Origin of the sequence: Corynebacterium flavescens, from assembly GCF_008693105.1 — a bacterium.
In the GTDB taxonomy this organism is placed as follows: Bacteria; Actinomycetota; Actinomycetes; order Mycobacteriales; family Mycobacteriaceae; genus Corynebacterium; species Corynebacterium flavescens.
The window spans coordinates 47,570-69,819 of record NZ_VXKK01000046.1 but is presented as its reverse complement, the minus strand read 5'-3'; the positions used below and the strand labels follow the sequence as shown (position 1 = coordinate 69,819).

Annotated in this window: 19 protein-coding genes and 1 pseudogene; 8 read left to right on the top strand and 12 right to left on the bottom strand. The window is 60.6% G+C overall.

Features of this window, described 5'->3' with window-relative positions; all coding sequences use genetic code 11:
- Positions 1-7 precede the first annotated feature (7 nt).
- The 4 genes from F4V60_RS12370 to F4V60_RS12355 all read left to right on the top strand — a co-directional run bounded on the left by F4V60_RS12370 (position 8) and on the right by F4V60_RS12355 (position 3,702).
- On the top strand, positions 8-856 hold the full coding sequence (locus F4V60_RS12370) for a ParA family protein (protein WP_075730898.1): 849 nt from the start codon (positions 8-10) through the stop codon (positions 854-856).
- Positions 857-863: 7 nt separating this feature from the next.
- A complete protein-coding gene (locus F4V60_RS12365; protein ID WP_075730896.1) occupies positions 864-1,889 on the top strand; it encodes a ParB/RepB/Spo0J family partition protein in 1,026 nt (341 codons plus the stop codon).
- Entirely contained in the window at positions 1,890-2,465 is a 576-nt protein-coding gene (locus F4V60_RS12360) for a hypothetical protein (protein WP_075730895.1), read from the top strand.
- A gap of 229 nt (positions 2,466-2,694) precedes the next feature.
- Complete coding sequence (locus tag F4V60_RS12355; RefSeq protein ID WP_075731405.1) at positions 2,695-3,702, top strand: HNH endonuclease signature motif containing protein; 1,008 nt, start codon at positions 2,695-2,697, stop codon at positions 3,700-3,702.
- Between the two features lie 152 nt (positions 3,703-3,854).
- On the opposite strand, the gene F4V60_RS12350 is transcribed toward F4V60_RS12355, so the two are convergent.
- From F4V60_RS12350 to F4V60_RS12310, 9 genes and pseudogenes are all read right to left on the bottom strand, one after another.
- Complete coding sequence (locus tag F4V60_RS12350; protein WP_075731403.1) at positions 3,855-5,036, bottom strand: N-acetylmuramoyl-L-alanine amidase; 1,182 nt, start codon at positions 5,034-5,036, stop codon at positions 3,855-3,857.
- Positions 5,037-5,105: 69 nt separating this feature from the next.
- Positions 5,106-5,429, bottom strand: coding sequence for a thioredoxin (gene trxA, locus F4V60_RS12345; RefSeq protein WP_075730893.1), 324 nt, complete (start codon positions 5,427-5,429; stop codon positions 5,106-5,108).
- Positions 5,430-5,435: 6 nt separating this feature from the next.
- Positions 5,436-6,362 carry a thioredoxin-disulfide reductase gene (trxB, locus tag F4V60_RS12340; protein ID WP_075730891.1) on the bottom strand — a complete coding sequence of 309 codons (927 nt, stop codon included), beginning with the start codon at positions 6,360-6,362 and terminating at the stop codon, positions 5,436-5,438.
- Positions 6,363-6,468: 106 nt separating this feature from the next.
- Positions 6,469-7,062 carry a sigma-70 family RNA polymerase sigma factor gene (locus F4V60_RS12335; RefSeq protein ID WP_075730889.1) on the bottom strand — a complete coding sequence of 198 codons (594 nt, stop codon included), beginning with the start codon at positions 7,060-7,062 and terminating at the stop codon, positions 6,469-6,471.
- A gap of 111 nt (positions 7,063-7,173) precedes the next feature.
- Entirely contained in the window at positions 7,174-9,687 is a 2,514-nt protein-coding gene (gene pepN / locus F4V60_RS12330; RefSeq protein WP_075730887.1) for an aminopeptidase N, read from the bottom strand.
- 173 nt (positions 9,688-9,860) lie between these two features.
- On the bottom strand, positions 9,861-10,394 hold the full coding sequence (locus F4V60_RS12325; RefSeq protein WP_075730885.1) for a YceI family protein: 534 nt from the start codon (positions 10,392-10,394) through the stop codon (positions 9,861-9,863).
- Between the two features lie 205 nt (positions 10,395-10,599).
- Positions 10,600-14,091, bottom strand: coding sequence for a murein biosynthesis integral membrane protein MurJ (gene murJ / locus F4V60_RS12320; RefSeq protein ID WP_084559238.1), 3,492 nt, complete (start codon positions 14,089-14,091; stop codon positions 10,600-10,602).
- 7 nt (positions 14,092-14,098) lie between these two features.
- Complete coding sequence (locus F4V60_RS12315; RefSeq protein WP_075730883.1) at positions 14,099-16,342, bottom strand: hypothetical protein; 2,244 nt, start codon at positions 16,340-16,342, stop codon at positions 14,099-14,101.
- Positions 16,339-17,004, bottom strand: a pseudogene (locus tag F4V60_RS12310) (NUDIX hydrolase); the annotation flags it as partial. The pseudogene F4V60_RS12310 and the gene F4V60_RS12315, both read right to left, overlap by 4 nt.
- A 31-nt stretch (positions 17,005-17,035) precedes the next feature.
- Here F4V60_RS12310 and F4V60_RS12305 point away from each other — a divergent pair.
- From F4V60_RS12305 to F4V60_RS12290, 4 genes are read left to right on the top strand one after another with little or no spacing between them, the layout of a single operon-like run.
- The gene (locus F4V60_RS12305) at positions 17,036-18,469 is read left to right on the top strand and encodes a CCA tRNA nucleotidyltransferase (protein WP_075730879.1); all 1,434 of its coding nucleotides are present in this window, start codon (positions 17,036-17,038) and stop codon (positions 18,467-18,469) included.
- 4 nt (positions 18,470-18,473) lie between these two features.
- Positions 18,474-19,070: a YqgE/AlgH family protein gene (locus F4V60_RS12300; RefSeq protein ID WP_075730877.1), complete on the top strand. Its 597-nt coding sequence runs from the start codon at positions 18,474-18,476 to the stop codon at positions 19,068-19,070.
- A gap of 57 nt (positions 19,071-19,127) precedes the next feature.
- Complete coding sequence (locus F4V60_RS12295) at positions 19,128-19,892, top strand: AzlC family ABC transporter permease (protein ID WP_075730875.1); 765 nt, start codon at positions 19,128-19,130, stop codon at positions 19,890-19,892.
- A 23-nt stretch (positions 19,893-19,915) separates the two neighbouring features.
- Positions 19,916-20,224 carry a branched-chain amino acid transporter permease gene (locus F4V60_RS12290; protein ID WP_075731399.1) on the top strand — a complete coding sequence of 103 codons (309 nt, stop codon included), beginning with the start codon at positions 19,916-19,918 and terminating at the stop codon, positions 20,222-20,224.
- A 3-nt stretch (positions 20,225-20,227) separates the two neighbouring features.
- On the opposite strand, the gene F4V60_RS12285 is transcribed toward F4V60_RS12290, so the two are convergent.
- The 3 genes from F4V60_RS12285 to F4V60_RS12275 form a co-directional block, all read right to left on the bottom strand.
- Positions 20,228-20,539, bottom strand: a complete 312-nt coding sequence (locus F4V60_RS12285) for a hypothetical protein (protein WP_075730873.1) — start codon at positions 20,537-20,539, stop codon at positions 20,228-20,230.
- 11 nt (positions 20,540-20,550) lie between these two features.
- Positions 20,551-21,519 (bottom strand): bile acid:sodium symporter family protein, encoded by a 969-nt coding sequence (locus F4V60_RS12280; protein ID WP_075731397.1) that lies wholly within the window; start codon positions 21,517-21,519, stop codon positions 20,551-20,553.
- Positions 21,520-21,647: 128 nt separating this feature from the next.
- Complete coding sequence (locus tag F4V60_RS12275) at positions 21,648-22,019, bottom strand: Rieske (2Fe-2S) protein (RefSeq protein WP_075730871.1); 372 nt, start codon at positions 22,017-22,019, stop codon at positions 21,648-21,650.
- Positions 22,020-22,250 lie beyond the last annotated feature (231 nt).

Sequence of the window (22,250 nt, the reverse complement as noted above, 5' to 3'; positions counted from 1 at the left end):
AGAGTCCATGACAATTCCACGTCTTATTACCATCGCCAATCAAAAGGGCGGAGTAGGCAAAACTACCAGTGCTGTGAACCTGGCGGCGGCTCTGGCAGAGGACGGAAAAAAAGTCCTGGTGATAGACCTGGATCCACAGGGTAATGCGTCAACCGCAGTGGGCGCTGAACACACCACAGGGACCAAGTCCAGCTACGAGGTTTTGCTCGGTGATTGCTCGGCGGAGCAGGCCATGCAGACCTCCCCTAGCTCCGAGAACCTCTATTGCATCCCTGCCACCATCGATCTGGCTGGCGCCGAAATCGAGATGGTCTCGCTCGTGCGCAGGGAGTTCCGTCTCTACGATGCGCTGCATAATGGTTTCATTGAGGAGCAGGGTTTTGAATACGTATTCATCGATTGCCCTCCCTCCTTGGGCCTGCTCACCATCAACGCCATGACTTGTGCGGAAGAGATCATCATTCCCATTCAGTGCGAGTACTACGCGCTCGAGGGCGTGGGACAGCTGTTGGGCAATATCTCCATGATTCGCCAGCATCTCAACCAGGAGCTGCATATCTCCGCCGTTCTTTTGACTATGTATGACGCGCGCACCAAGCTGGCGCAGCAGGTTGTCAACGAGGTGAGGGAGCAATTCGGCGCCGTGGTACTTGGCAATGTCATCCCGCGCTCCGTGCGTGTTTCTGAGGCACCCGGCTATGGCAAGACCGTCATTGATTATGATCCCGCCTCCACTGGCGCCCGCGCCTACCTCGCCGCCGCCCGTGAACTCGATGCCCGGGGCGATTATGTACCGCACCCCTCTACCGGCGCCATCGGCGTGAGCCCGGAAATCTTCGCGGAACTGGAAGGATAGACAAGATATGTCAGAGCAAAAACAACGAGGTCTAGGCAAGGGCCTAGCCGCGCTCATCCCCTCCGGAAACGAAGCTCCCAGCCGTCGACCCCGCCTGGGAAACAGCGCCGCCGACATCATTCTGGGCAATGCTACCTCCTCCAAGGAGGCTTCCGGCGAAGGCAAGAAGGTAAAGGGCGCGCCCACCATTTCCCAGTCCGGTGGCTCCTCCAAGCGCCAGGCTCGCCCCGCGGCCATCGGCGCCACCTACCGCGAGATTCCCATCGGAGAGATTTCTCCCAACCCCCAGCAGCCGCGTGCCGTCTTCGATGAGGCAACACTCGAGGAGCTTGTCCACTCCATTCGTGAGTTTGGGCTGCTGCAGCCCGTGGTTGTCCGTCCCGCGTCAGATGGCGGCTTTGAGCTCATCATGGGTGAGCGCCGCTGGCGCGCATCCGCCAAGGCTGGTTTGGCCACCATTCCTGCCATCGTCCGCGATACCAAGGATGATGCTCTGCTGCGTGACGCACTGCTGGAGAATATCCACCGCGTCCAGCTCAACCCACTCGAAGAGGCACATGCCTACCAGCAGTTGCTCGAGGAATTTGGCGTTACTCAGAATGAGTTGGCTGATCGCATCGGGCGCTCGCGCCCGCAGGTGACCAACATGATTCGCCTCCTGCGCCTGCCGGTATCGGTGCAGAAGCGCGTAGCTGCTGGCACATTGAGTGCCGGGCACGCCCGCGCCATCCTAGGTCTGAGTGATCCAGCAGCAATGGATCTTATTGCTGATCGCGTCATTGCGGAAGGGCTGTCTGTGCGTGCCACGGAGGAGGCCGTCACTCTGTACAAGAGGGAGGGCGCGCCCGCTAAGTCTGCCAAGAAGGAGCCTGCCCCGCAGCCGCAGTTCTTCACCCATTCCGCGGAGCGCCTCGCGGACCGTTTCGATACCAAGGTCACCGTCACCATGGGTAAGCGCAAAGGAAAGATGGTGGTCGAGTTCGGCGACCAGGCAGACTTCGAGCGCATCATGTCCCTCATCGAAGGGCAATAAATGCCACTTGAGACGGTGCATGAGGGTTCGGTCATTCATCCTTTGGCCGCCAAGTCGGTCTTTTGGGAGCTCAAAACCACCGTTTCCGATCCGGCTTTCGAGAAGGAGGCTTGGATCTCCGCCGCTCTCATCCTCTTTGGGGAGTGCGGTTTTAGCATCGCGGATAAGGCCACCATCTTCTTCTGCTCGCGCGATCTCGCGCCCGGGGTTGCGAAGATGCCCACCGCTCCCCTTTCTGAGGACGCGGTATTCCTCAGCTCGATATTCATCAACCCCGAGTGCGCCCTGCGCGGTCTTGACACCGTGCTTGTCGACGCCGCGATTATGAACCTCAGCTCCCGCAACTTCCCCGCCGTCGAGGCCTTTGGATACCGCGACCACAATGAGGCTCGCGCGCTTCTAGGCAGCAAACCCGCATTCATCGGTCTGCCGCCGGTGGAGTCTTTGGAATCGGCTGGGTTTAGCGTTATCCGCGACCATCCCATTACCCCGCGCCTGCGCCTCGAACTTCCCCCGAAGTTTGATTTGCTCACGGCCGCCGCCGCTGAGGACCTCTTGGCCCAGGCCCTGGCCTAGAGGTGGGTGCCTCACAGAAGCCGGGCAGGACTTAAGAGGTTCTTCCAGTCTCCGCATGAGCCCGATCATTCAGGATAGGTCGGATGGCTTTGCTATTGCACTGCCAAGTTCTGGTTAGGCGGCCCGGCTGTGGATAACCGCACCGGGCCTGGTGGGTTATCCACAGTTTCCTTACTGGGTGCGGGTTGGGGATTGTCGCGGCGGTGGGCGGTGTCTTAGCGTGGCGGTCATGGGCTTGCAGGAGTATTTCGCACAACTTAGCCGGGGTGTTGACCTCGTTGCTGAGTGCTCGGGGCTATCTGCACCGGACCTTGAAAAGATAGGGGCCAGCACACAGGATGCCGCCGAGCTTATAGGCCTGCACGCCATCTACTTCGGCCCCACACCCTACAGCGGCAAGCAACGCTCGGCCGTTAATGCAGCCAGGCGCAACGGGCACACTCTGAGCACCCTGCACCACATCGAATCTTTTACCCGCCGCGTTCAAGGGCGCCTGGCCACGTGGAACCTGCGCGTAGAGTTATGCGCCACGCCCAGCGAGCAGGTTACTGCGGTAGCCAGGCGCCGGCTGCGTGAAATGCGTGTCCCCCGCACGTATTGCGAGCGCGCGATGTTGCGCCAGCACCCCAATGGGCTGGCTACCTTGACCGTGACCGGCAATGGGTTGGATATGGCAGATGCTTTCCGGGTCATTGATCATAAGCGGCCAGGGGCAAGTTTTATCGCCCGCATGCTCGGCAAGGCGGACGGGGCCCCGGCTGCGCGTACTCGTGTGACGACTATGGCAGTCCTCCAGTTGGAGGACTACGGCACAATCCTGCGCCGCGAGCGCGATGATGTTGTAGTACGCACCACCAGTGGGACTGTTATCACCGGTACGCAACTTGTGGAACGCGCCTGCGCCAACGAAGGACTTGTCACCATCATCAGCCGCACGCAGGGGCCGGTGGACTTGTACCGCTTTGAGCGATTCGCATCGGTTAAGCAGCGCACAATGCTGGCAGCAGAGCACCCTACGTGTGCGTGGCCGGGCTGTAACACCCCAGCAGAAAGAGGGCAGTTTCACCATCTCACCCCGTGGAAGCACGGCGGGGAGACTAACGTTGCCAACCTGGTGACCTTGTGTAGTTATCACAACGGCATCAACGAGGATGATCCGAATGCGCCACCACGCCGCGGGCGCCTGGCCCGTAAGGGCGGGACAGTAGTCTGGCAGCCCCCGCATACTAGCCGTTAGGGCAACACCGCCTAACGGCGACTTCCGGCACCCCAAAACACACCCCGGTGGGGAAACCTACAATGGGCAGGACTAGGACTGTGCGGTGGTCATGATCCCGGGGAATACCGACAAGGGACTCGCTTCTTATCTGTTACTCCCCGAAGAACCGCTTAAGAACGCTCGGCTTGGAGGAGTTCGGAGAACTTATACGTGCCGGTGATGGCGGTGTCCTCATCGAGCAGGTAGAGGCGCTTGACTGAGACCACAATAGCTTCCGCGATGTCATCACGGGCCGAGGGGTTGGTTAGTATTGATACGTCCCCGGGGTTGGTGAGATAGCCCAAAAATACCTGCACTACCGGCATTTGGGTAAGGCGGAGCAAGTCCCAGGTGCGACCGTGGTTCCAGCAATTGCGCAGCTGGGTGCGAGCGCAGATTTCGCGCTGAATGAATCCCGAGAGAGTCTCACCAATGAGGGAGGAATTACTGGCCTCTGAACCGAAGAAGTAGGAGGAAACTCCATTGGCTTTGTCATTCTTGTATTGATCGCAGGCCAAGGAGATGACCAAGTCGGCACCAAAGGCATTGGCTAGATCAGCGCGGTCCTTGATCGAGGGATCGTCATTCGGCGGGCGGGAGATGATGGTTTCCATGCCTGCCGCAATCATGCGACCTTCGATACGCTGCGTGAGATCCCAGAGGATTTCTTGCTCGCTGATCTCGCCATAACAGCCCTGTACCATTTGTCCAGCATGGTTGCCGCCGAGGGCAGGATCGATGACCACGCGCTTGCCGGCCAACTTAGGCCCGGCATTGCGAACGCGCTCGCGCTCTTGGATGTTGTGCGCGGAGCCACCGGTGATCCGGCGGCCGAGCAGGTTGAGGGCACCGATGGTGGTGGGCCCGCATACGCCGTCATTTTGCAGCCCGTAGTTGAGCTGGTACTCCGTCAGGGCGGCATGGGTATCTGGGCCGAAGTGGCCATCTACGCGGCTGCGGTAGAAGCCCAGCTCTTGGAGCTGTTCTTGCAGTTGGGCTACGTCATCGCCCACGAGCTCGGAGCCCGGCTCATAGAAGAGGACGCGCGCGCCCAAGGTATAGGATGCCTGGCGCAGCTCGCGCAGGGTCAGCTCATCAATAACGCCCGTGGGCAGGACGCCGCGCGACTGCTGAAATGCCTTGATGACCTCGGAGAGCGCAGGATCGAAGTACTTATCTTCCTCCGAGTATTTCTGGCGCTTCCAATCGGCGACCTCACCGGGGTAATCCGATAACAGGCCGAGCCGTGCCAGCGTTGCACGTGCCTCAGCCGCACGAACGCTGCGGTCACCTACGCGTAGTACACGATTCACACCTGCCCCTTTCATTTGCTGCCTATCCATTGACGCAAAAATGCATTAGTCCAAATTAGGATAACGCAGCTATAGCTGCTTTCGAATCTGCGCCACGATGTCAGCCTTAGAACGCAAGCCGACGAACTCATCGACCTTCTCGCCCTTGTTGAAAATGAGCACGGAAGGCAGGGACATGATCTGGAACATGGCGCCCAGATTGCGTTGCTCGTCCACGTTGACCTTGACCACGCTTACTTCCTCCGCCATTTCCTCGGCGATCTGATCGAGGAGGGGGGAAAGCTTCTTGCAGGGGCCGCACCAATCCGCCCAGAAGTCGACGACGACGGGCTTATCCGCCTCGATGACCTCGTTACGGAAGGTCTCAGCTGTCACATCTTTTACATTGCTCATGATTCTCTAACGGCTTTCCGCGAGGTAGTGTTCCGCATCAATCGCGGCGCGGCAGCCGGAGCCGGCGGCCGTGATGGCTTGCTGGTAATGATTGTCCACGAGGTCTCCGCAGGCAAAGACGCCCGGCAGGGAGGTATGCGTGGAGGGCTCATGTACCTTAACGTATCCATCTTCCTTCAGCTCCACCTGGCCGTCGAGGAAGGCGGAACGAGGATCGCTGCCGATGGCGACGAACATGGCGGTGACGTCTAGCTGCGATTCCTCGCCGGTGCGCACGTCCTTGACGGCGAGGCCAGCGACCTTGCCTTCGCCTTCGATGACGAGGGTAACTACCTTGTTGAGTTCCCAGCGAATCTTGGGATTGTTCTTCGCGCGCTCCAGCATGATCTTGGAGGCTCGGAAGTTCTCGGAGCGGTTAACAATGGTGACGGTCTCGGCGAACTTGGTCAGGAAGGTGGCCTCCTCCATGGCGGAGTCACCGCCGCCGACGACGACGATGTTGTGGCCCTTGAAGAAGAAGCCGTCACAGGTGGCACAGGTAGAAACACCGCGCCCGGAAAGCTCTTCCTCGCCGGGGATTCCCAGGTGGCGCGGCGCGGCGCCGGTCGCGAGAATGACCACGCGGGCCTCGATGATCTCATCGCCCACATGCAGGCGCTTGATCTCAGATTCGAGCTCAACGGAGTCCACTACTTCCATGCGGAGATCAGCACCGAAGCGGATAGCTTGCGCCCGCATCTCCTCCATGAGCTCCGGGCCCATAATGCCCTTCTGGAAGCCCGGGTAGTTCTCCACCTCGGTGGTATTCATCAGCTCGCCGCCGTACTCAAATCCCTCGAAGACGATGGGCTTAAGCTCGGCGCGTGCCGCGTAGAGTGCTGCAGTGTAACCGGCGGGGCCGGAACCAACGATGGCAACATCGTGGACTGTCATTTCTAACTCCCTTTACTGTGTCCGTACTCTTAACGCCGTCGATACTACCCGCCACGCAGTACTATCCCGCTATTTTAAGGACTTGAGGAGCTAGAGCGGTCAAGCTCTAAGTCATGGCAGCACGCAATACCTCCCGCGCCCGTGAGCGCCGCGACTTGATGGTGCCTGGCCTCACGCCCTGGGCCGCGGCAACCTCGGAGATGGGATAGCCTGCGATGTCAGTGAGGTAGAGTGCCGTCCTCTGATCTTCCCGGAGTAGGGCCAGGGCGTCTTTGAGCGTGAGATGCTCATCCAGCCCGGCGTTGGGGTGGTGAGAAAGCAGCGGGTTGCGGTCATCACTAAAGTCAGCCGAATCTAGGGAAAGATTCTCCCGGTTCGCGCGGTGATTGAGGTAGTCATAGCCGCTGTTCATGACGAGACGGTGCAGCCAGGTTCCCAGCGCGGCCTCGCGGCGGAAAGTATGGATTTTGGAACTGGCCCGCAACAGTGCCTCCTGGACCACGTCTTGGGCCTCATCATCGCTGCGGGTGTACTTGCGGGCGGCGTAAGTCAAGCGCTTGCGGTGCCTTTCGACGATGGCCGAAAAGGCCTTATTGTCCCCTTCTATATAGGCCTGGACGAGTTCGTGGTCAGTTGGCTCTTGTAGCTCTGGTTGTTGTGTTGCTGCTTTTTGATCGCTGCGCTGAGCAGTAGATGACATGAAAAATCCCCCCGGACTTAAAACCTGTTTCTTCCAGTTTTATCCGAGGGGCATTTCGCCGGCTAGGCCCGTGCGGCCCAGTGTGTTGCGCAGCTCATCCTGTGTTGACTTTTAGTTTAGGGCCCTCACGCGCAGCGCGCGGCGCAGATTATCCTGGCACTCGAGCAGGATGCGGCGCAGCGCTTGGGGCGGGTCTTGGGCCAAGAAGTCGGTGGTAGCAGCATCGGCCTGGGCTACGCCCGGATAGAGGCCGCGCACGAGGCGGTTGGCTATCTCGATGGGGTGAGACTTCCAGATCTCGTCGAGGCGGGAGAAGTACTCCGCCGCGAAGGGCTCACGTAGGCTCTGCGAGCGCGGGGCGTTGAAGGCCTGGAGCAAGGAGTCTATCTCCGCATTCGAGAAGGCACCCGGGCTGAGCAGCAGGTCGAAGACCTCGCGTTTGTGTTCAGGCTTGGGGAAGGAATGAATAGCACCAAGATGTGCTGCCTGCCCGGTGAGGGTGTAATCGCGCTCCTTTCCTGCATCGAGCTCGGCAGTTGAAACCGCGTCCCTGGCACTCAGGGCGCGTAGTAGTGCCCAGCGGATGTCCGGGTCCAAGCGCAGCCCGGAAAGCTCCCCGGCTAAAAGCTCGCGCAGGCGCTGTGTCGCAGTATCTGCGGGGGAATCCGCCAGGGCGGCGATGCTGGCGCGGGCGAGGACGAGCTGTGCGTCGGAGCCGGGGGCAGCGTCGCGCAGGATTGCCCACAGGTCGTCGGCATAGCTGACTCGGGTGGCCTCGCGCGCGGTGGCGGGCAGGAAGTTAGTGATGGCGAAGCGCGCATTGGCCAAGGCCGTGGTGAGTAGCGTGGGGTTTGATTCGGCGATGGCGTGCTCCACAACGGTGCCCACATACTCGCGCACCGGCCAGAGGCCGTCCCGGGTGAGATTCCACAACGCGGTCCACACCACCGCGCGTGATAGTTCATCATCTATACGCGAAAGTCCTGCGCGCAGGGTCTCCAGAGAGGTCGCATCGAAGCGGACCTTGGCATAGGTATAGTCGCCCTCGTTGAGCAGGACAAGAGCGGGGCGAGCCAAGCCTGCCGCCTCCTCGATGGTGGTTTCTGTGCCTGCTGCTGGGAGGTCGACGTCGAAGGAGGCGTACTTTTCCAAGGCGTCGTCGTAAAGCGCGGCGACCAGCCGGTGCGGGCGCGTTTCTTCGGCGGCCTCGGCCACGATGGACAGGCGGGAAATCTTGCCTCCTACGGTCTCAAGGTGCGGGGTGAGGGTATCGGGCCCGCAGGTGCGCAACCAGGAGCGCGACCAGGCATCGAGATCGCGGTCGCTGTGTCCCTTCAATGCCGTGAGGAGATCGTCGAAAGTGGCGGCGGAATAGGCGTGCTCAGCGAAGTAATCGCGCGCGCCAGCATAGAAGTTCTCGCGCCCCACGTAGTGTACGAGTTGCTTGAGCACGGCGGCCCCCTTGGCGTAGGTAATGCCGTCGAAGTTCTGCCGCGCGGCGTCAACATCAGGAATGTCGGCCTTGATGGGATGGGTAGTGGGAAGCTGATCCTGCATGTAGGCCCAGTTCTTGCGCTGGCCGGCGAAGTTGGTCCAGGCCTCGCTATAGTCAGTGGCAGCCACCGAAGAATCCGCGCCCATGAACTCGGCGAAGGATTCCTTGAGCCAGAGATCGTCCCACCAGCGCGGGGTGACGAGGTCCCCGAACCACATGTGGGACATCTCGTGGAGGATGGTATTGGTGCGCGCTGCATGCTGGGAGCGCGTGGCCTGGGAGCGGAAGAGATAGGTCTCGGTAAAGGTGACTAGACCGGGGTTCTCCATGGCGCCGATGTTGTACTCGGGGACGAAGATGGATTTGTACTCGCCCCAGGGATAGGGGAAACCGAAGCTCTCGTGGAAGAAATCGAGGCCGGCGGCGGTGATGTCTAGGATCTCATGATCCACATACTGGGCCATCGAAGCCCGAGAAAAGGCGCTGAGCTTGATGTCCAGGAAGCCATCGGGAGAAGTCCAAGAGCGCGTGCGGGAGACATATGGGCCCGCGGCGAAGGCGGTGAGGTAGGTCGAGAGCGGCGGCGTGGGGTGAAACGTTACCCACGCGAAGTCGCCCTCTATTTCGCGCGTGGCGACCGGCTGATTGGAAAGGATCTGCCACTCCTGCGGGGCGAGCATGCGCACGTAGAAACGCGCCTTGAGATCCGGCTGGTCAAAGCAGGGAAAGATGCGCCGCGCGTCAGAGGGCTCGAGGTGGGAATAGAGATAGATCGTGTCATCTGCGCGGTCAAACATGCGGTGCAAGCCCTGGCCTGTGCGCGAGTAGGAGGAGGTGCCGGATACCTCAATGACGAGATCCTCCTCCACCGGAAGGTGGTGCAAATAGAGGCGTCCTTCCTCGAAGTGCGGGGACTGAACGCTGCCGTTGATAAGGAGCGATTCGACGCTGGTGCCCAAGTAGTCGAGGAAGAGCTCTGGGCTTTCCGTGCGCAATTCGACGCGGGTGTGCACCGGGAAGGTGTCGTGGGTGCGCACGGCCGAAAGATCGAGGTCCACATGGTAGGCGGAGAGCTCGATGGCGAGGGAACGCTCCTGCGCCTGTGCCTGAGTGAGATTGGCGTAAGTCATGGTGGCCAATGGTAGTTGCCCAGGGTTCCTCGCGGCGACAGGGCCGTGCCCCAAGCTAGAAGGCCCTTAAAACATAAGGATAAGGGCTCGCTACATTCGCATCGCCCTCCTTCTCAACAGCATGCCGCTGTCGATGAGGATGAAGAAATGTACCGAGCCCTGAGGTATTTGCGCTACTGCTTGATGGCGGAGCCTTCGATTTCAATGCGAATCTCCTCGGAGAGGAGCACGCCGCCGGTCTTCAGGGGAGCATTGAAGTCGATGCCGAAGTCTATGCGGTTGATCTTGGTCTTAGCCTCGAAGCCGAAGCGGGTGTTGCCGAAGGGATCCTCAGCCACGCCGTCTGCCTCGACGTCAAGGGTGACGGACTTGGTGACACCCTTGATGGTGAGATCGCCGGTGACGGTGCCGTTGCCTTGTGCGTCGACGTCGAAACCGGTGGAGACGAAGGTCAGCTCGGGGAACTTCTCTACTGCGAAGAAGTCATCGCTCTTGACGTGATTGTCACGGTCGGCGTTATCGGTGTTGATGGAGGCTGCCTTGATGGTTGCCTTTGCCGTGGAATCATCAATGTTCTCGGCGACGGTGAAAGAGGCTTCGAAGTCCTCGAACTTGCCGCGGACCTTGGTGACCATGGCGTGACGTGCAATAAAGCCGATGTAGGTGTGAGCGGGGTCGAGGGTCCAGGTGCCTGCAAGGTTAGACATTTAAATCTCCTAAGTTGGTTGGTGACGTATCAACAGGCATTGTACTCTTCCCCACGAATTAGTCAACACTTGAAGTAAAATCAACGCGAAAACTAAGGGAAAACCACGGTGAGGAGGGTTTTAAAATGCCCATCGCCACCGTACTCCGAGAGAGAAACGGTGGCGACGGGGATGTGAGTAGAGGATGCGGGGAACTGGCTTGGAGCTAGCTGTGCGGCCGCCCGATGATCTGCACATCACTTAATGTTGCGGTACCTGATTCCGGCAATTGGGTGATGAGGACGAGGACGGAGTCGAAGGATTCCGCGGACTCCCGCAGCTCGAAATCGGCCTGGGTGGATTCGAACTCCCCTGCCGCGAGCAGCGGCAAGGTGGCCGGTGTGGGATTAGCAGGGTCGAAGGAGGCGGAATGCACTCCATAGACCTCAAACTGCGCGCCCTGCGACGAGGATTGCGAGAGCTGGATGACGCTAAGCTGCGCCGGTTCGCTGAGCTTGACCAGCACCCCACTCCCCTTCTCCTGCGTGGACCAGGCCGGTGCGGAGGCGTTGTCGATCAGCGCAGGTTGTTGGGCACCTTCCGGAACGCTCAGCGCACTATCCTCCCGCAACAACACCGCTGGGGCCATGCGCGCAGTGCTGGTCTCTTGCTTGAGTGAGTCGGAATCAACCGGCGAATTCGAGTCGCCGTTACCAATGAGTGACATGATCCACGTGGTCAGTGCCGCCATGCCCACGACGAAGATCGTAGCCAGGAAAGCGATGATAAAGACCCCGGACCCGGAGTATCCGCGCCCGCCAAAACCGGTGGTTGCCTCAGGCTCGCTGACCTTATGCGTGGGTTCTTGGGCGATGGAGAGCTTCTCCTCCACGATGGTGCCATCCGGCTCCTCCTCGTGGGCATAGGCCTCCAGACGCCGGGCTATCTCGCGCAGCGTAGTATCCGCCGGGGCCTCGGATTCTGTGTCTTCTGTGCCTTCCGTAGATACCGCACCCTCGGTAGCTTGTGTCTCTTGTCCCTGCGGCACAGGCTTGACCTGCGCTGCATCCTCCGCGATCGAGCGCAGCACCTCCGGGGTGGGGCTGGTGGCATCCACCAACAAGGAGATGGCCGACGCGATGGCCTCGGCATCCTTGGCCGGGGTATTGCGCTCCAAGACGGCGGGGAAGGCCAGCTTGGCGACGCCGTCCGTAGAGATCCGAATCCGGTCCCGGTTATCGAGGCCGAAGACGAGGTGGTTGTGGTGTGCCGTGGTGGTATCCGCCACCAGCTTCGACAGAGCATGCGCCACCGCGTGCGGATCCAAATCGCCTGCCTGGGCGACCGCCTTGAGCGAGGTGCCTTCGACCCAATCGGCGACCACGAGGCAGCCGGAACGATAGGACAAGATATCGACATTATCCGCCACGGAGTCGAGGTTAAGCTCTGCCAGACGGCGAGTGCTGCGCGATACCGCGGCCGAGCGCCGGGCCGCAATGGCCGGAGGTGCCGGAGCCAGCGGGGATTCGCCGGTGGTATCCACGAAGGTCAGGGAGACCAGGCGCCCGCTTTCCTGCTCCCGGGCCTGCCAGAAACGGGCGCCGGGGACGGAACCGCAGTCATGGAGCAGGCGGAAGCGGCCATCCGAGACCGGTGCGCCAGGCACCAGCCGCGGACCGCGGACGATGCCGGCAGACATGGGTGGCGGGATGGGAGAGGAGTTGAAGGCATCCTGGTTGAAGATGGGCTGGATCTCCTGCATATCCGGGGCCTCGACCTCGATTGCCGCGGCCTCGTCGATCTTGATGATGCGAGAAAGCCCAGGGATGCGCTGGAGCTGGCGGCCCAAGTTGACCACCTCGGGCAGGCCGGAGCGCGAAAGCACCAACCCGGTGACGACGACGAAGGTGAGCCCGTAGACCGCTAGGCGAACGAGGACCACGATGCCCGGAAGATCCGCAGGAAGCACCGCATTCAACGCCAGGCTGAGCAGATAGGTCACTCCCAAGCCGATGAGGGAGGAGAAGGTGGCCCAGGCCGTGGTGGCCATGACCGCGCGCCCACCCAAGCTGCCGAGCTTGCGCTTGAGCAGGAAGCCGCCGATGACCGCACCGGCGATGAAACCGAAGCCGTTGGCAGTACCCAGGAGGATCACCACGCGTTGCGGGGAGTCCGCAACGTGCGGCGCCAGCAGGGAGAGCACGATCTTGGTGAAAGTGATCCCGGCGATGATGAACGTCGGCGTCCACGCCTCTTCGCGGGCATAGAACACGCGCAGGTGCAGAAGCACCAAGGCATAAGGAATGAGCGTGAAGGCGGAGAAGCTCAAAGTCAGGCCGAGTAGCTCCGCCGCCGCGCTATCGAATTGACCGTATTGGAAAAGGCCGCGGGTAATGGGGATTCCGAAGCCGGTCATGAAGACGACCACGGGAATCAGCGCGATGAAGGTCAGCTTGGTGCCGAGCGTGAGATCCCTGACCACGGCCTTAACGTCGCCGTCGGCTGCGTTGCGGGACAGGCGCGGCATGATAGCCGTCAGCAGGGTGACGCCGATGACGCCATAAGGAACCTGCAAGAGCAGCCAGGCCTGCTGATAGGTAAAGGGAGCACCCGCATCGGCAGTAGCGGCCACACGCGTGGTGATGACGTAGCCCAGCTGCGAGATGGCCACATAGGCCACGATGGCCAGCGCCATGCCGCCAAACTGCCGAAGCCTATCATCGAGGCCCCACAGCGGCCGCAGGTTAATCCCCGCCTTCTTGAGGGAGGGGAAGAGAATCAGACACTGCAAGACCACACCGAGGGTGGTGCCCAAGCCCAGCAGCAGCACGTGAGGATCACTCACCGGCGAGGGCGCCTGCGGATGCAGGCTACCGGGAACCAGCTGATAGGCCACGAGAACAGCGATGGAGATGATGTTATTGAGCACCGGCGCCCACGCACCGGGACCGAAAACATTCTTGGTATTAAGCACCGCTTGGAAGAGGGCGAAGAGCCCGTAGAAAAAGATCTGCGGCAGCAGGAGGAAGGCGAAGGAGGTGGCCTGGATGCCGTTGACCTTGCCATCTTCCGGCAACATCATCATGGTCAGCTGCGGGGCAAAGATGCAGGAAGCGATGGTGATGATGCCGAGCAAGGAGAAAGCGAGTGTAAACAGGCGCCGGACAAAGGCCTCGCCGCGATCGGCGTCCTCCTTTTCCGCACGCACCAAAACCGGGACCACCAGAGAGGTCAACACCGCGCCCAAGACGATTTCGGTGATGAGGTTCGGCAGCTGATTTGCGGTGGTAAACGCGGAGGAAATAGCCGGGCCGAGCGAGGAACCGATCAGTACATTGCGCAGGAAGCCGGTGATGCGGGAGATCATCGTGGCCAGAGCCATTGACCCAGTGGCACGCACCACAGAGCTGTCGGAGTCCGAGCGCTGTTGCGCTGACTCCTCCCCCGCCGCTGAGGTTGAGGCGGAGGCAGAATCTGTGTCCGAAGCTTGGGCCCTGATTCGGCGCAGCGCGGACTTATCCTCCACAGGAGCGACAGGGCCTGTCTGATTAGCGGGAGCACTGCGGCGATCCGGCACGGGCGCGGGAGGCGAGGCAGTCACAATTCGCCGGCGTGCTCCGATCGAGGAACTCGGAGCTGTAGTGGCGGCGGTGCTTGCCTCCACCGACTCGGTTCCTATTCCCTGGGGGTTGGCCGAATGGCCTAGATCTTTAGTCATAGAGGAGCTATCTTTGTCGCCTATTCTTTTTCTTCTTTCCGAGCCGGAACAACGTGGCCAGAACCAGTGCGAGCGCGGCGATTACGCCGACGCCATACACGCTTAGGATACCGGCCCGCGTCTGCACAGCGATATTGATCGGCTGGGAAATGGTCGATTCATTAGGTGTCGCCAGCCACAACCGGATATCGGAGCGGTCGGTGTCATTGGGCATTGAAGCCGTCATGGACACGGTAATCGAGCCTTTGGCCGGAATGCGCACAGTGGCCGGTGTGTTGAGGACGCTGTCATCGGAGGCTTCGTAAAGCATGCGCGCCTCCACCGGCAAAGGCAGACCGTTCTCGGCCACGATGAGCAGCGGCGACGACTCGGAAACACGCGTATAAACGTTGCCCGGGGGGATAAGGGAGACCGAATCACGCAGCTCACGCAGCATTTCGGATTGCTTCTCGAGGCGCTCATTGGACGTGGCCACGGCCTCAGAGAACTGCGCACTCGTGGCGCGATCGGTGATGGAAAAGGAAGAGATGAGCCCGCGGCGCAGAGGCAGCGTGAAGCCGTAGCGGGTAAGCGCGATGGATGGGTCATTGACCATGATGTTGGTGAGATCGTCGGTATAGCGCGCCTGTTGCTCCACGCGCACAATCTCAGCATCACTAAAGGCTGCCGGATCCGCATAGGGGCTGCCCGGCTGGGCGGAATCCTGATCCTCGATGGGCAGCTGGGCGACGCCCCTGGCAGTCGAGGTCCCCGAGTCCACCAGGCTCTGCGCGGCATCGAGCGCCGCCTGTGCCGCGCTTTCCCCCTGGTAGTTGGGTAGCTTCGCCACGGTATCCCCGGCCCGCGCAGCCACGGATAAGCCGGCGGCACCGCTCAAGGCCCGCGAGAGGCCTGAGTCCATGGAGTAGTCATAGCGCAATTGCGGGTTGGAATAGCCCACCGTCTGCGGCTTGCTGCCGGTATGTGCCAGCAGCGCGCCCAGGGAGGCGTCGAAAGTAGCCGCCCTGCCCTTCCACTGGGAGTTGTTAGCCACCAGGGTGGGCACGTCGAGGGACTGCGAGATATAGCCCGAACCCACCGCGAGGAGATCAGTGCTTACGGGTTTGCCCGTGATGCGCTCGATAGTCTCCGCCCCACGCTGAGTGGCCTCGTACTTGAGGAAGCCGTTGTTGGTGTGGGCCACGGCCGAGGCATCGGAGTTGGCCCAGGGCATGGTCATGGTGCAGTCGAGATTCTTCAGCCGGGCCAGCCACGCCGCCGCCGCCTGCGAGCCTGTCCCGGGCTCTCCGCGGGTATCGCGATCGGAATCGAACCAGGAATCGCGCAGGCGCTGGGGGCGCTGGGCAACGGAAGGCCTGGTCTGATTGACGGTATAGCCCCTGGCCATGCGGTCCACGGTATCGATCAGGGCTGGGTCGAGCGCCACGCAGCCCGCGCCGCGCAGGTTATGGGAGAAGTAGGAGTCGAGCAGGGCGCTCAAGCGCCCACCTTCCGCGAGCTCTGAGGCTAGGTTGTCATTGCTCAAAATGAGGCCTTCTCCACCGGTATCACCAGGGACGATGTCGATCTCCGAGGTAATGGGATAGACCACGGTCAACGCGTGCTGTTGAGGTGGATCTTGTTGCACGGCTTGGTCCGGTTGTGGTGTGGCCTGTTCTGGTTCTTGTCCTGGTTCTGGGGTGGCGGAAGGCGCGACGTCGTAGATCAGGCGCTCCTCTGCAAAGCTCGTGGCCTGCCCATCGCGGGAGCCGGTGAGCGTAAACATCAGCGGGTAGGCGCCAGGCTCATCGATGGCCAAGGTGGTCTCATCGGCCAAGGCAGTCGGCACGATGAGCTCTACCTCTTTGGTCTCCTCCGGCGCCAGGGAATCCGCCGTGGTGGAGGCCCCGAAGTAAGGGAAGGCGCCGCCCGCCAACTGCTCCCTAGCGCTGTCGGTGGAGGCCACGGCATCGCCGCGGCGGCTGGTGATCTGGAGATCATCCACGGTAGAGGAAGTCGGATTGTGCAGGAGGAAGCGCAGGTGCATGGCATCTCCCACCGAGATGGGCTGGGCGTCTAGGAGGTCGAAGTCAAGCTCGTCGGAGGCCCTTGCCGCAGACCACTGCTGGGTATCGACTACTGCTGCGGGGCTAAACTGCGGGCCCTCGACCGTGTTTGCACCCGCCCAAGGCGCATTAAGCGCCAGCAAGCCCGCTGTAGCGGCGGTGGCCGCGGCGGTCCTGCCCCGGCGATAGAGTCTGGGGCGCGTCACCGCGGGGTTGCCTTTCCCGCTGCGGCTTCCTTTCGGGCGAGATCGGGCAGAAGATCGTGGGCTATGCGCGCGAGTTTGCGCTCGTCCGCATAGGCCAAGTGCTCGATGAGCTCGGAAACAGGAATCCAAGAAACCTCGGTGACTTCTGGGTCCTCATCATTCATTACGCCGTCAACAAAGCGCAGGAGATGGTGATGCACCGTCTTGTGAATGCGCACGCCCTCGGAGACGAACCAGTAGTCGATGACGCCGAGGCTGGCGAAGACCGTGCCGTTGATGCCGGTTTCCTCCCAGACCTCGCGCTCGGCCGTGACATCTTTGCTTTCGCCGTTTTCTACGTGCCCTTTGGGCATCGACCACAGCAGCCTGCCGCGGCGGTCGAGCCGCCCGATAAGTGCTACGTAGATGCGCGAGAGATCGACGTCTCCTTCGGGGGAAACGGCCTCGGCCAGGCCAGAGACCACGAGACCACCGGCGGAGGTCTCGTCGCGCGTGATCATGCGCGTATTGCCGCCCTGTTGGTGGCGCTGCGGGCGGCGGTTACGGTTATCCGCACGCTTGCGCCGACGGCGGCGGTTGCGGCCCTGTCCTTTCCCTTGGCCCTCACCCTGGGGGCTTCCCGGGGTGTCGGAGCCGCGAAAGGCGCCTTGTTTGTGGTTAGTCATCGCCCTCAATCGTAGTAGACTCACACCCGTGAATTCTCAGGACACTCAGCTAATCGGCGTACTTGCCCGCGCGGACAGCACCGCTTCCTCGCTCAGTGGCCTGTTGGCCGGCCTCCTTTCGCGTTTTGCCGAGCGCGGCTTCCCGCTTTATCTCGTCGGAGGCTCGGTGCGTGATGCCATGCTGGGCAGGCTGGGCCACGATCTTGACTTCACCACTCCGGCCCGCCCAGTAGTGGTCAAAGAGATCCTCGAGGAGTGGGCGGAGACCGTGTGGGACACGGGGATAGATTTCGGCACGGTCTCTGCGGCTTTCAAGGGCCAGCAGATCGAGATCACCACTTTCCGCGCCGACACCTACGATGGGGACTCGCGCAATCCCGAGGTCGTCTACGGCGATACCCTCGAGGGTGATCTCATTCGCCGCGATTTCAAGGTCAATGCCATGGCCATCGAGTTGCGCGCGGACGGCACCAGCCAGTTCCACGATCCTATGGGTGGCCTACAGGATCTGGCTGCTGGGGTCCTAGATACCCCGGCCGCGCCAGAAGTGTCTTTCCACGATGATCCGCTGCGTATGTTGCGTGCCGCTCGCTTCGTTTCGCAGCTCGAGTTCCGCGTAGCGGACCGAGTCTTGGCCGCTATGCATGAGATGGCCGGCGAGATCCAGCGCATCACCGTCGAGCGAGTCCACGCGGAGCTAGACAAACTCATGTGTGGCGTTGCTCCCTGGGACGGCATCGACGTATTGGTTGATACCGGTATCGCGGATTATGTATTCCCCGAGATCTCGGCACTGCATATGACTCCGGATGAGCACGCCCAGCACAAGGATGTCTACGCCCATTCGCTCACCGTATTGCGCCAAGCGGTCGAGCAGGAGGAGGACGGCCCCGACCTCGTGCTGCGCTGGGCCGCCTTGCTGCACGATATTGGCAAGCCCGATACCCGCGATACCTCCTCGGGCAAGGTTACTTTCCACCATCACGAGGTCGTGGGGGCTAAACTCGCGCGTCGTCGCCTGAAGAAGCTCAAGTACCCCAAGGCCATAATTGAGGAGATCGGGCAGCTGGTCTATCTGCACATGCGCTTCCATGGCTTTGGGGAGAACCAGTGGACGGACTCAGCGGTGCGCCGCTACGTTACTGATGCCGGTGAGCTCCTGCCGCGGCTCCACAAGCTGGTGCGCGCGGATTGCACCACCCGCAACGAGCGCAAAGCCCGGCGTCTGCAGCGCACCTACGACGAATTGGTCCATCGCATCGAGGTGCTTGAGGAGCAGGAGGACTTAGCTCGCGTCCGCCCAGACCTGGATGGCAACGAGATCATGCGGATTCTCGGGCTTTCGCCCGGGCCCGAGGTAGGCCAGGCCTGGGCCTTCTTGAAGGAACAGCGGCTCGAACATGGCCCCCTCGATAGAGAAGAGGCGATTGCGAAGTTGCGCCAGTGGTGGGAGTCTAAGTAACAATATGTACGCAGATAGACTCTTTAACGCGCTCGAGCGCAACGAACCCGCACCCGGACAGCTTCTGGTGGCCGCTCCGGGGATCCTCGCGCCACAGTTCTCCCGCTCAGTCGTCCTCGTCATTGAGCACAATGACATGCTCACTTTCGGTGTCGATCTCAGTAAGCGCTCCGAGGTGGCTTTATTCAACGTGTTGCCCGAGTGGCTCCCCGTGGTGAGCAAGCCGCAGGCGCTCTACATCGGGGGTCCGCTCAACCAGCAGTCCGTGGTGGGCCTTGGGATGACCAAGCAGGGCGTCAATATCGACGAGCACACACAGATCAACCGGCTGGCCCCGCGCCTTGTTCACGTGGATCTGCGTTCCGAGCCCGAGGAGGTGGCCGAGCTGGTCACTGGCATGCGCATGTTCGCCGGCTACGCCGAATGGGCGCCGGGGCAATTGGATGAGGAGATTGAGCGCGGCGATTGGTTTGTGGCTCCTGCCCTAGCGCAGGACGTCATCACGCCCGGCGGCGCCGATCTGTGGGCGGATGTTATGAAGCGCCAGCCCATGCCTCTTCCCCTTTACTCCACCTATCCGGCCAACCTCGAGGATAACTAGCCGCTGCTCTGACCCTGCGGAATTATGCGGCGCATCTAATGCGTTAGTATCTAGCCTATGCTTCAGGAAGTGAGAAAAGGTCTGCAGGATGCCTGGTTGTTGGCGCTAGGGGTAGTGCCTCTTGGTATAGCCTTCGGGATCCTATTGGTGCAGTCAGGCTTCGAGTGGTGGTGGGCACCGGTGTTCTCCTTCGTCATCTACGCCGGCTCGATGGAGTTCCTCGCCATCACCATGGTCACCGGTGGCACCAGCGCCCTCGCCTCCGCGCTGACGGGTTTCATGGTCAACTTCCGGCACGTATTCTACGGATTGACGTTCCCACGCCAACAGATCAAAAACCGCCTCGGCAGCGCCTATTCCACCTACGCGCTTACCGACGAAGCCTATGCCATCGTCTCCGCCCTACCGCGCGGTGACGTTCCCAGCGGCACCCGTCTTCTCACCATCCAGGTCTTCTGCCAGTCCCTGTGGGTGGGAGGCGGCCTCATAGGCGCTTTAGCTGGCCAGATTATTCCGCCCAGTGTTCAGGGCCTCGACTTCGCGCTCGTGGCGCTTTTCGTGGTTCTTGCTATCGACTGCTTTCAGAATAATCGCGACTTTTCACTGCCTGTTAGCGCAGCCATCTTCGGGATACTAGCCGGCGTGCTATTCCCGCAACAGTTGCTCGTCGTGGCGCTTAGTGCCTATTTCCTGCTTCTACTGCTGCGCTACCTATCCCCGCGACTGGACAAGGCGCTGACGTGGCGCCTCTCCCCTGTCTCCCGCGTCGTCGCCGAGGACTCGAGTACTGGATGCATCCACTCTCAAGGTGGTGAGGGCTAGTGCCGGCTGGAGTAGATCTTGGGATGGTCGCCGCAGTGTTGCTACCAATTGCGGTGGTGACCGTGTTGCTGCGGCAGTTGCCTTTTAGCTTTGTCAAGGCCCTCAAAGAGAGTCAGCTGATTGGGCTCCTGGGGATCACCATGCCAGTCGGCGTCATGACGGTGCTGGTGGTCTATACGCTGCGTTCCCAGGCTGAGGCGCCCGGTGGAGCCGCTGCGGCGTGCCTGGCGGCCGTAGTTACAGCGGCACTGCATCTCTGGCGGAGCCACTCGGCGCTGTCTATTTTCGGCGGAACCGCATTTTATATGGTTCTGGTCAATCTCGTATTCTAGGGACTAGATTTCGCCGTAGAGTGCCATGGCCTCGTTCCACAACCCCGCAAAGGTCTCGGCGTCAACGCGCTCGGCAACGATGTCCGGGAAGTTGCTATACGTATCCGGATGAGGAACCTCGGAGTGTGGAATGTCGATGCTTCCCACCGAAGTACGTGGAGTGGCTGCGCCCATGACTGAGTCATTCGGAGCGAGCGCAATCATGCGCAGGAGCGTGCATGTCTGGGCGTCTTTCTCAGCAAGTTCTGCGACGTGAATTGCTGATCCGACTCCGGCGACGTTCATGGTAGTGCGTACATACAGGTTCTCACTCATGGGATCAGAGTCTAGCTTTCCTCCGCGCTGCGTGAATAGCGGGCTGCCAGCCAGGAGCAGATCATCAGCTGAACCTGGTGGTAGATCATGAGAGGCAGGATGAGAAGTCCCAGGGAGGCTCCCCCCGAGGCGAAGATGACCGAGGCCATCGGCAGCCCAGTGGCAAGAGACTTCTTCGAACCACAGAACTCGATGGCGATGATGTCTGCCCGTTTGAAGCCAAGATTGGCGCTAATGACCCGTGTTAGCCATAGCATGAAGGCAACTAGAACCGCAGAGAATGCGATTAAGAAGAGGATATCGCCCACCTGGATGGACCCCCAAATGCCGTCCACCACGCCCTTGGAGAACGCGGAATAGACCACCATCGTGATGGATCCGCGATCCACAATCTTGGTGGCTTTGTTTGCCGCAATCCCGGCCACCCACCGCCGCGTGAGTTGTCCAAGTATGAAGGGTGCGAGTAGGAGCAAGGCGATCTCGAGGAATACCGAGGCTTCGAGGTGAATGCCATCGCCCGCTCCCATGAGCAGCATGGCCAGCAGTGGCGTAAGAAACACTCCCGCGAGGTTTGAGGCTGAGGCGGAGACTATTGCGCCGGCTACGTTTCCACGTGCGATGGAGGTAAAGGCTACGGAGGATTGCACCGTGGACGGAACGAGCGTTAGGTACAAGATTCCCAGGTACATATCTTGGGATATGAATGCCGTCAGCGGGCGCAGCGCCAGGCCCACCAGAGGATAGAGCACAAAGGTAAAGGCGAGGATTGTCAGGTGTAGCTTCCAGTGTTTGATGCCGTTGAGGGCTTCTTGCGTGGAGAGTCGAGCGCCATAAAGGAAGAAGAGTAGAGCAATGACGACATTCGTGACATCCCCGAAGATCTCCGCGAATTGGCCACGCGCCGGAAAGATGATGGCCGTTAGAACCGCAGAAACAATGAGGACTATGAGGGGATCCACTTTGGGGAAGCGCTGTTTCATGTCGCTGAGTTTATCCCCTCTGCCCTCAGAGGGGTTCATCTCCCTCCCTTCCCCCGCAAACGGAAAACTGTGGTTTCACGTGAAACTATGGAAATTCGACACCCACGAGGCTCAACTCCTAGGAGGTTCTATGCACCCGTTGTCTTTACTGTCGTGCCGTCGTTGTCAATGCCATATTCTTCAAGCGGCTTGGTTCCCGGTCCGCTGATGACGGATCCGTCAATCAGGTTATAAGAGGTGTAGTGGGAGGTACAGGTTGCGGTGCTTCCCTCAACCTTGGTGATGAGGTTGCCCTGGTGTGGGCAGGTCTGCGAATAGGCCTTGAATATCCCGGCGGTGGGTTGGGCGAAGATCACCTTGTCCACGATAATTGCGGATCCCACCGGAATGCCCGTGGCGGCGATTTCAGCCGAAGGTGACTTACCGCAGGCGGCGAGATACGCCCCTGCGAACGTGGTTGCGGTACCGAGAAGAAACATGCGTCGCGAACATCTAGTCATGTTATCCAGAATATCCCCCTCTCCCCAGATTCTCTCAATCCTCGCGCGATCACCCTCAGCCTTAACTCCTCAGGGCGCACACTTGCAGATTGCCGCAGAACAAGGAAGACTTTTTCTTCTTTGCTCTTTCTTGATCTTTCCTACCCTTTTAAAGTTTTGCCGAGTATTCTTAGGGCGGAGAACATGCTTGAGGCTCAGTACATCGCTGTATAGCATAAACAGAAACACAAT

Bases quoted from the DNA above. Each gene is read 5' to 3' on its own strand.
- murJ (WP_084559238.1), bottom strand. From the start codon at position 14,091: ATGACTAAAGATCTAGGCCATTCGGCCAACCCCCAGGGAATAGGAACC.
- F4V60_RS12365 (WP_075730896.1), top strand. From the start codon at position 864: ATGTCAGAGCAAAAACAACGAGGTCTAGGCAAGGGCCTAGCCGCGCTC.
- F4V60_RS12285 (WP_075730873.1), bottom strand. From the start codon at position 20,539: ATGAGTGAGAACCTGTATGTACGCACTACCATGAACGTCGCCGGAGTC.
- F4V60_RS12355 (WP_075731405.1), top strand. From the start codon at position 2,695: ATGGGCTTGCAGGAGTATTTCGCACAACTTAGCCGGGGTGTTGACCTC.
- F4V60_RS12370 (WP_075730898.1), top strand. From the start codon at position 8: ATGACAATTCCACGTCTTATTACCATCGCCAATCAAAAGGGCGGAGTA.
- F4V60_RS12360 (WP_075730895.1), top strand. From the start codon at position 1,890: ATGCCACTTGAGACGGTGCATGAGGGTTCGGTCATTCATCCTTTGGCC.
- F4V60_RS12335 (WP_075730889.1), bottom strand. From the start codon at position 7,062: ATGTCATCTACTGCTCAGCGCAGCGATCAAAAAGCAGCAACACAACAA.
- F4V60_RS12295 (WP_075730875.1), top strand. From the start codon at position 19,128: ATGCTTCAGGAAGTGAGAAAAGGTCTGCAGGATGCCTGGTTGTTGGCG.
- trxA (WP_075730893.1), bottom strand. From the start codon at position 5,429: ATGAGCAATGTAAAAGATGTGACAGCTGAGACCTTCCGTAACGAGGTC.
- pepN (WP_075730887.1), bottom strand. From the start codon at position 9,687: ATGACTTACGCCAATCTCACTCAGGCACAGGCGCAGGAGCGTTCCCTC.
- F4V60_RS12290 (WP_075731399.1), top strand. From the start codon at position 19,916: ATGGTCGCCGCAGTGTTGCTACCAATTGCGGTGGTGACCGTGTTGCTG.
- F4V60_RS12300 (WP_075730877.1), top strand. From the start codon at position 18,474: ATGTACGCAGATAGACTCTTTAACGCGCTCGAGCGCAACGAACCCGCA.
- trxB (WP_075730891.1), bottom strand. From the start codon at position 6,362: ATGACAGTCCACGATGTTGCCATCGTTGGTTCCGGCCCCGCCGGTTAC.
- F4V60_RS12325 (WP_075730885.1), bottom strand. From the start codon at position 10,394: ATGTCTAACCTTGCAGGCACCTGGACCCTCGACCCCGCTCACACCTAC.
- F4V60_RS12280 (WP_075731397.1), bottom strand. From the start codon at position 21,519: ATGAAACAGCGCTTCCCCAAAGTGGATCCCCTCATAGTCCTCATTGTT.
- F4V60_RS12275 (WP_075730871.1), bottom strand. From the start codon at position 22,019: ATGACTAGATGTTCGCGACGCATGTTTCTTCTCGGTACCGCAACCACG.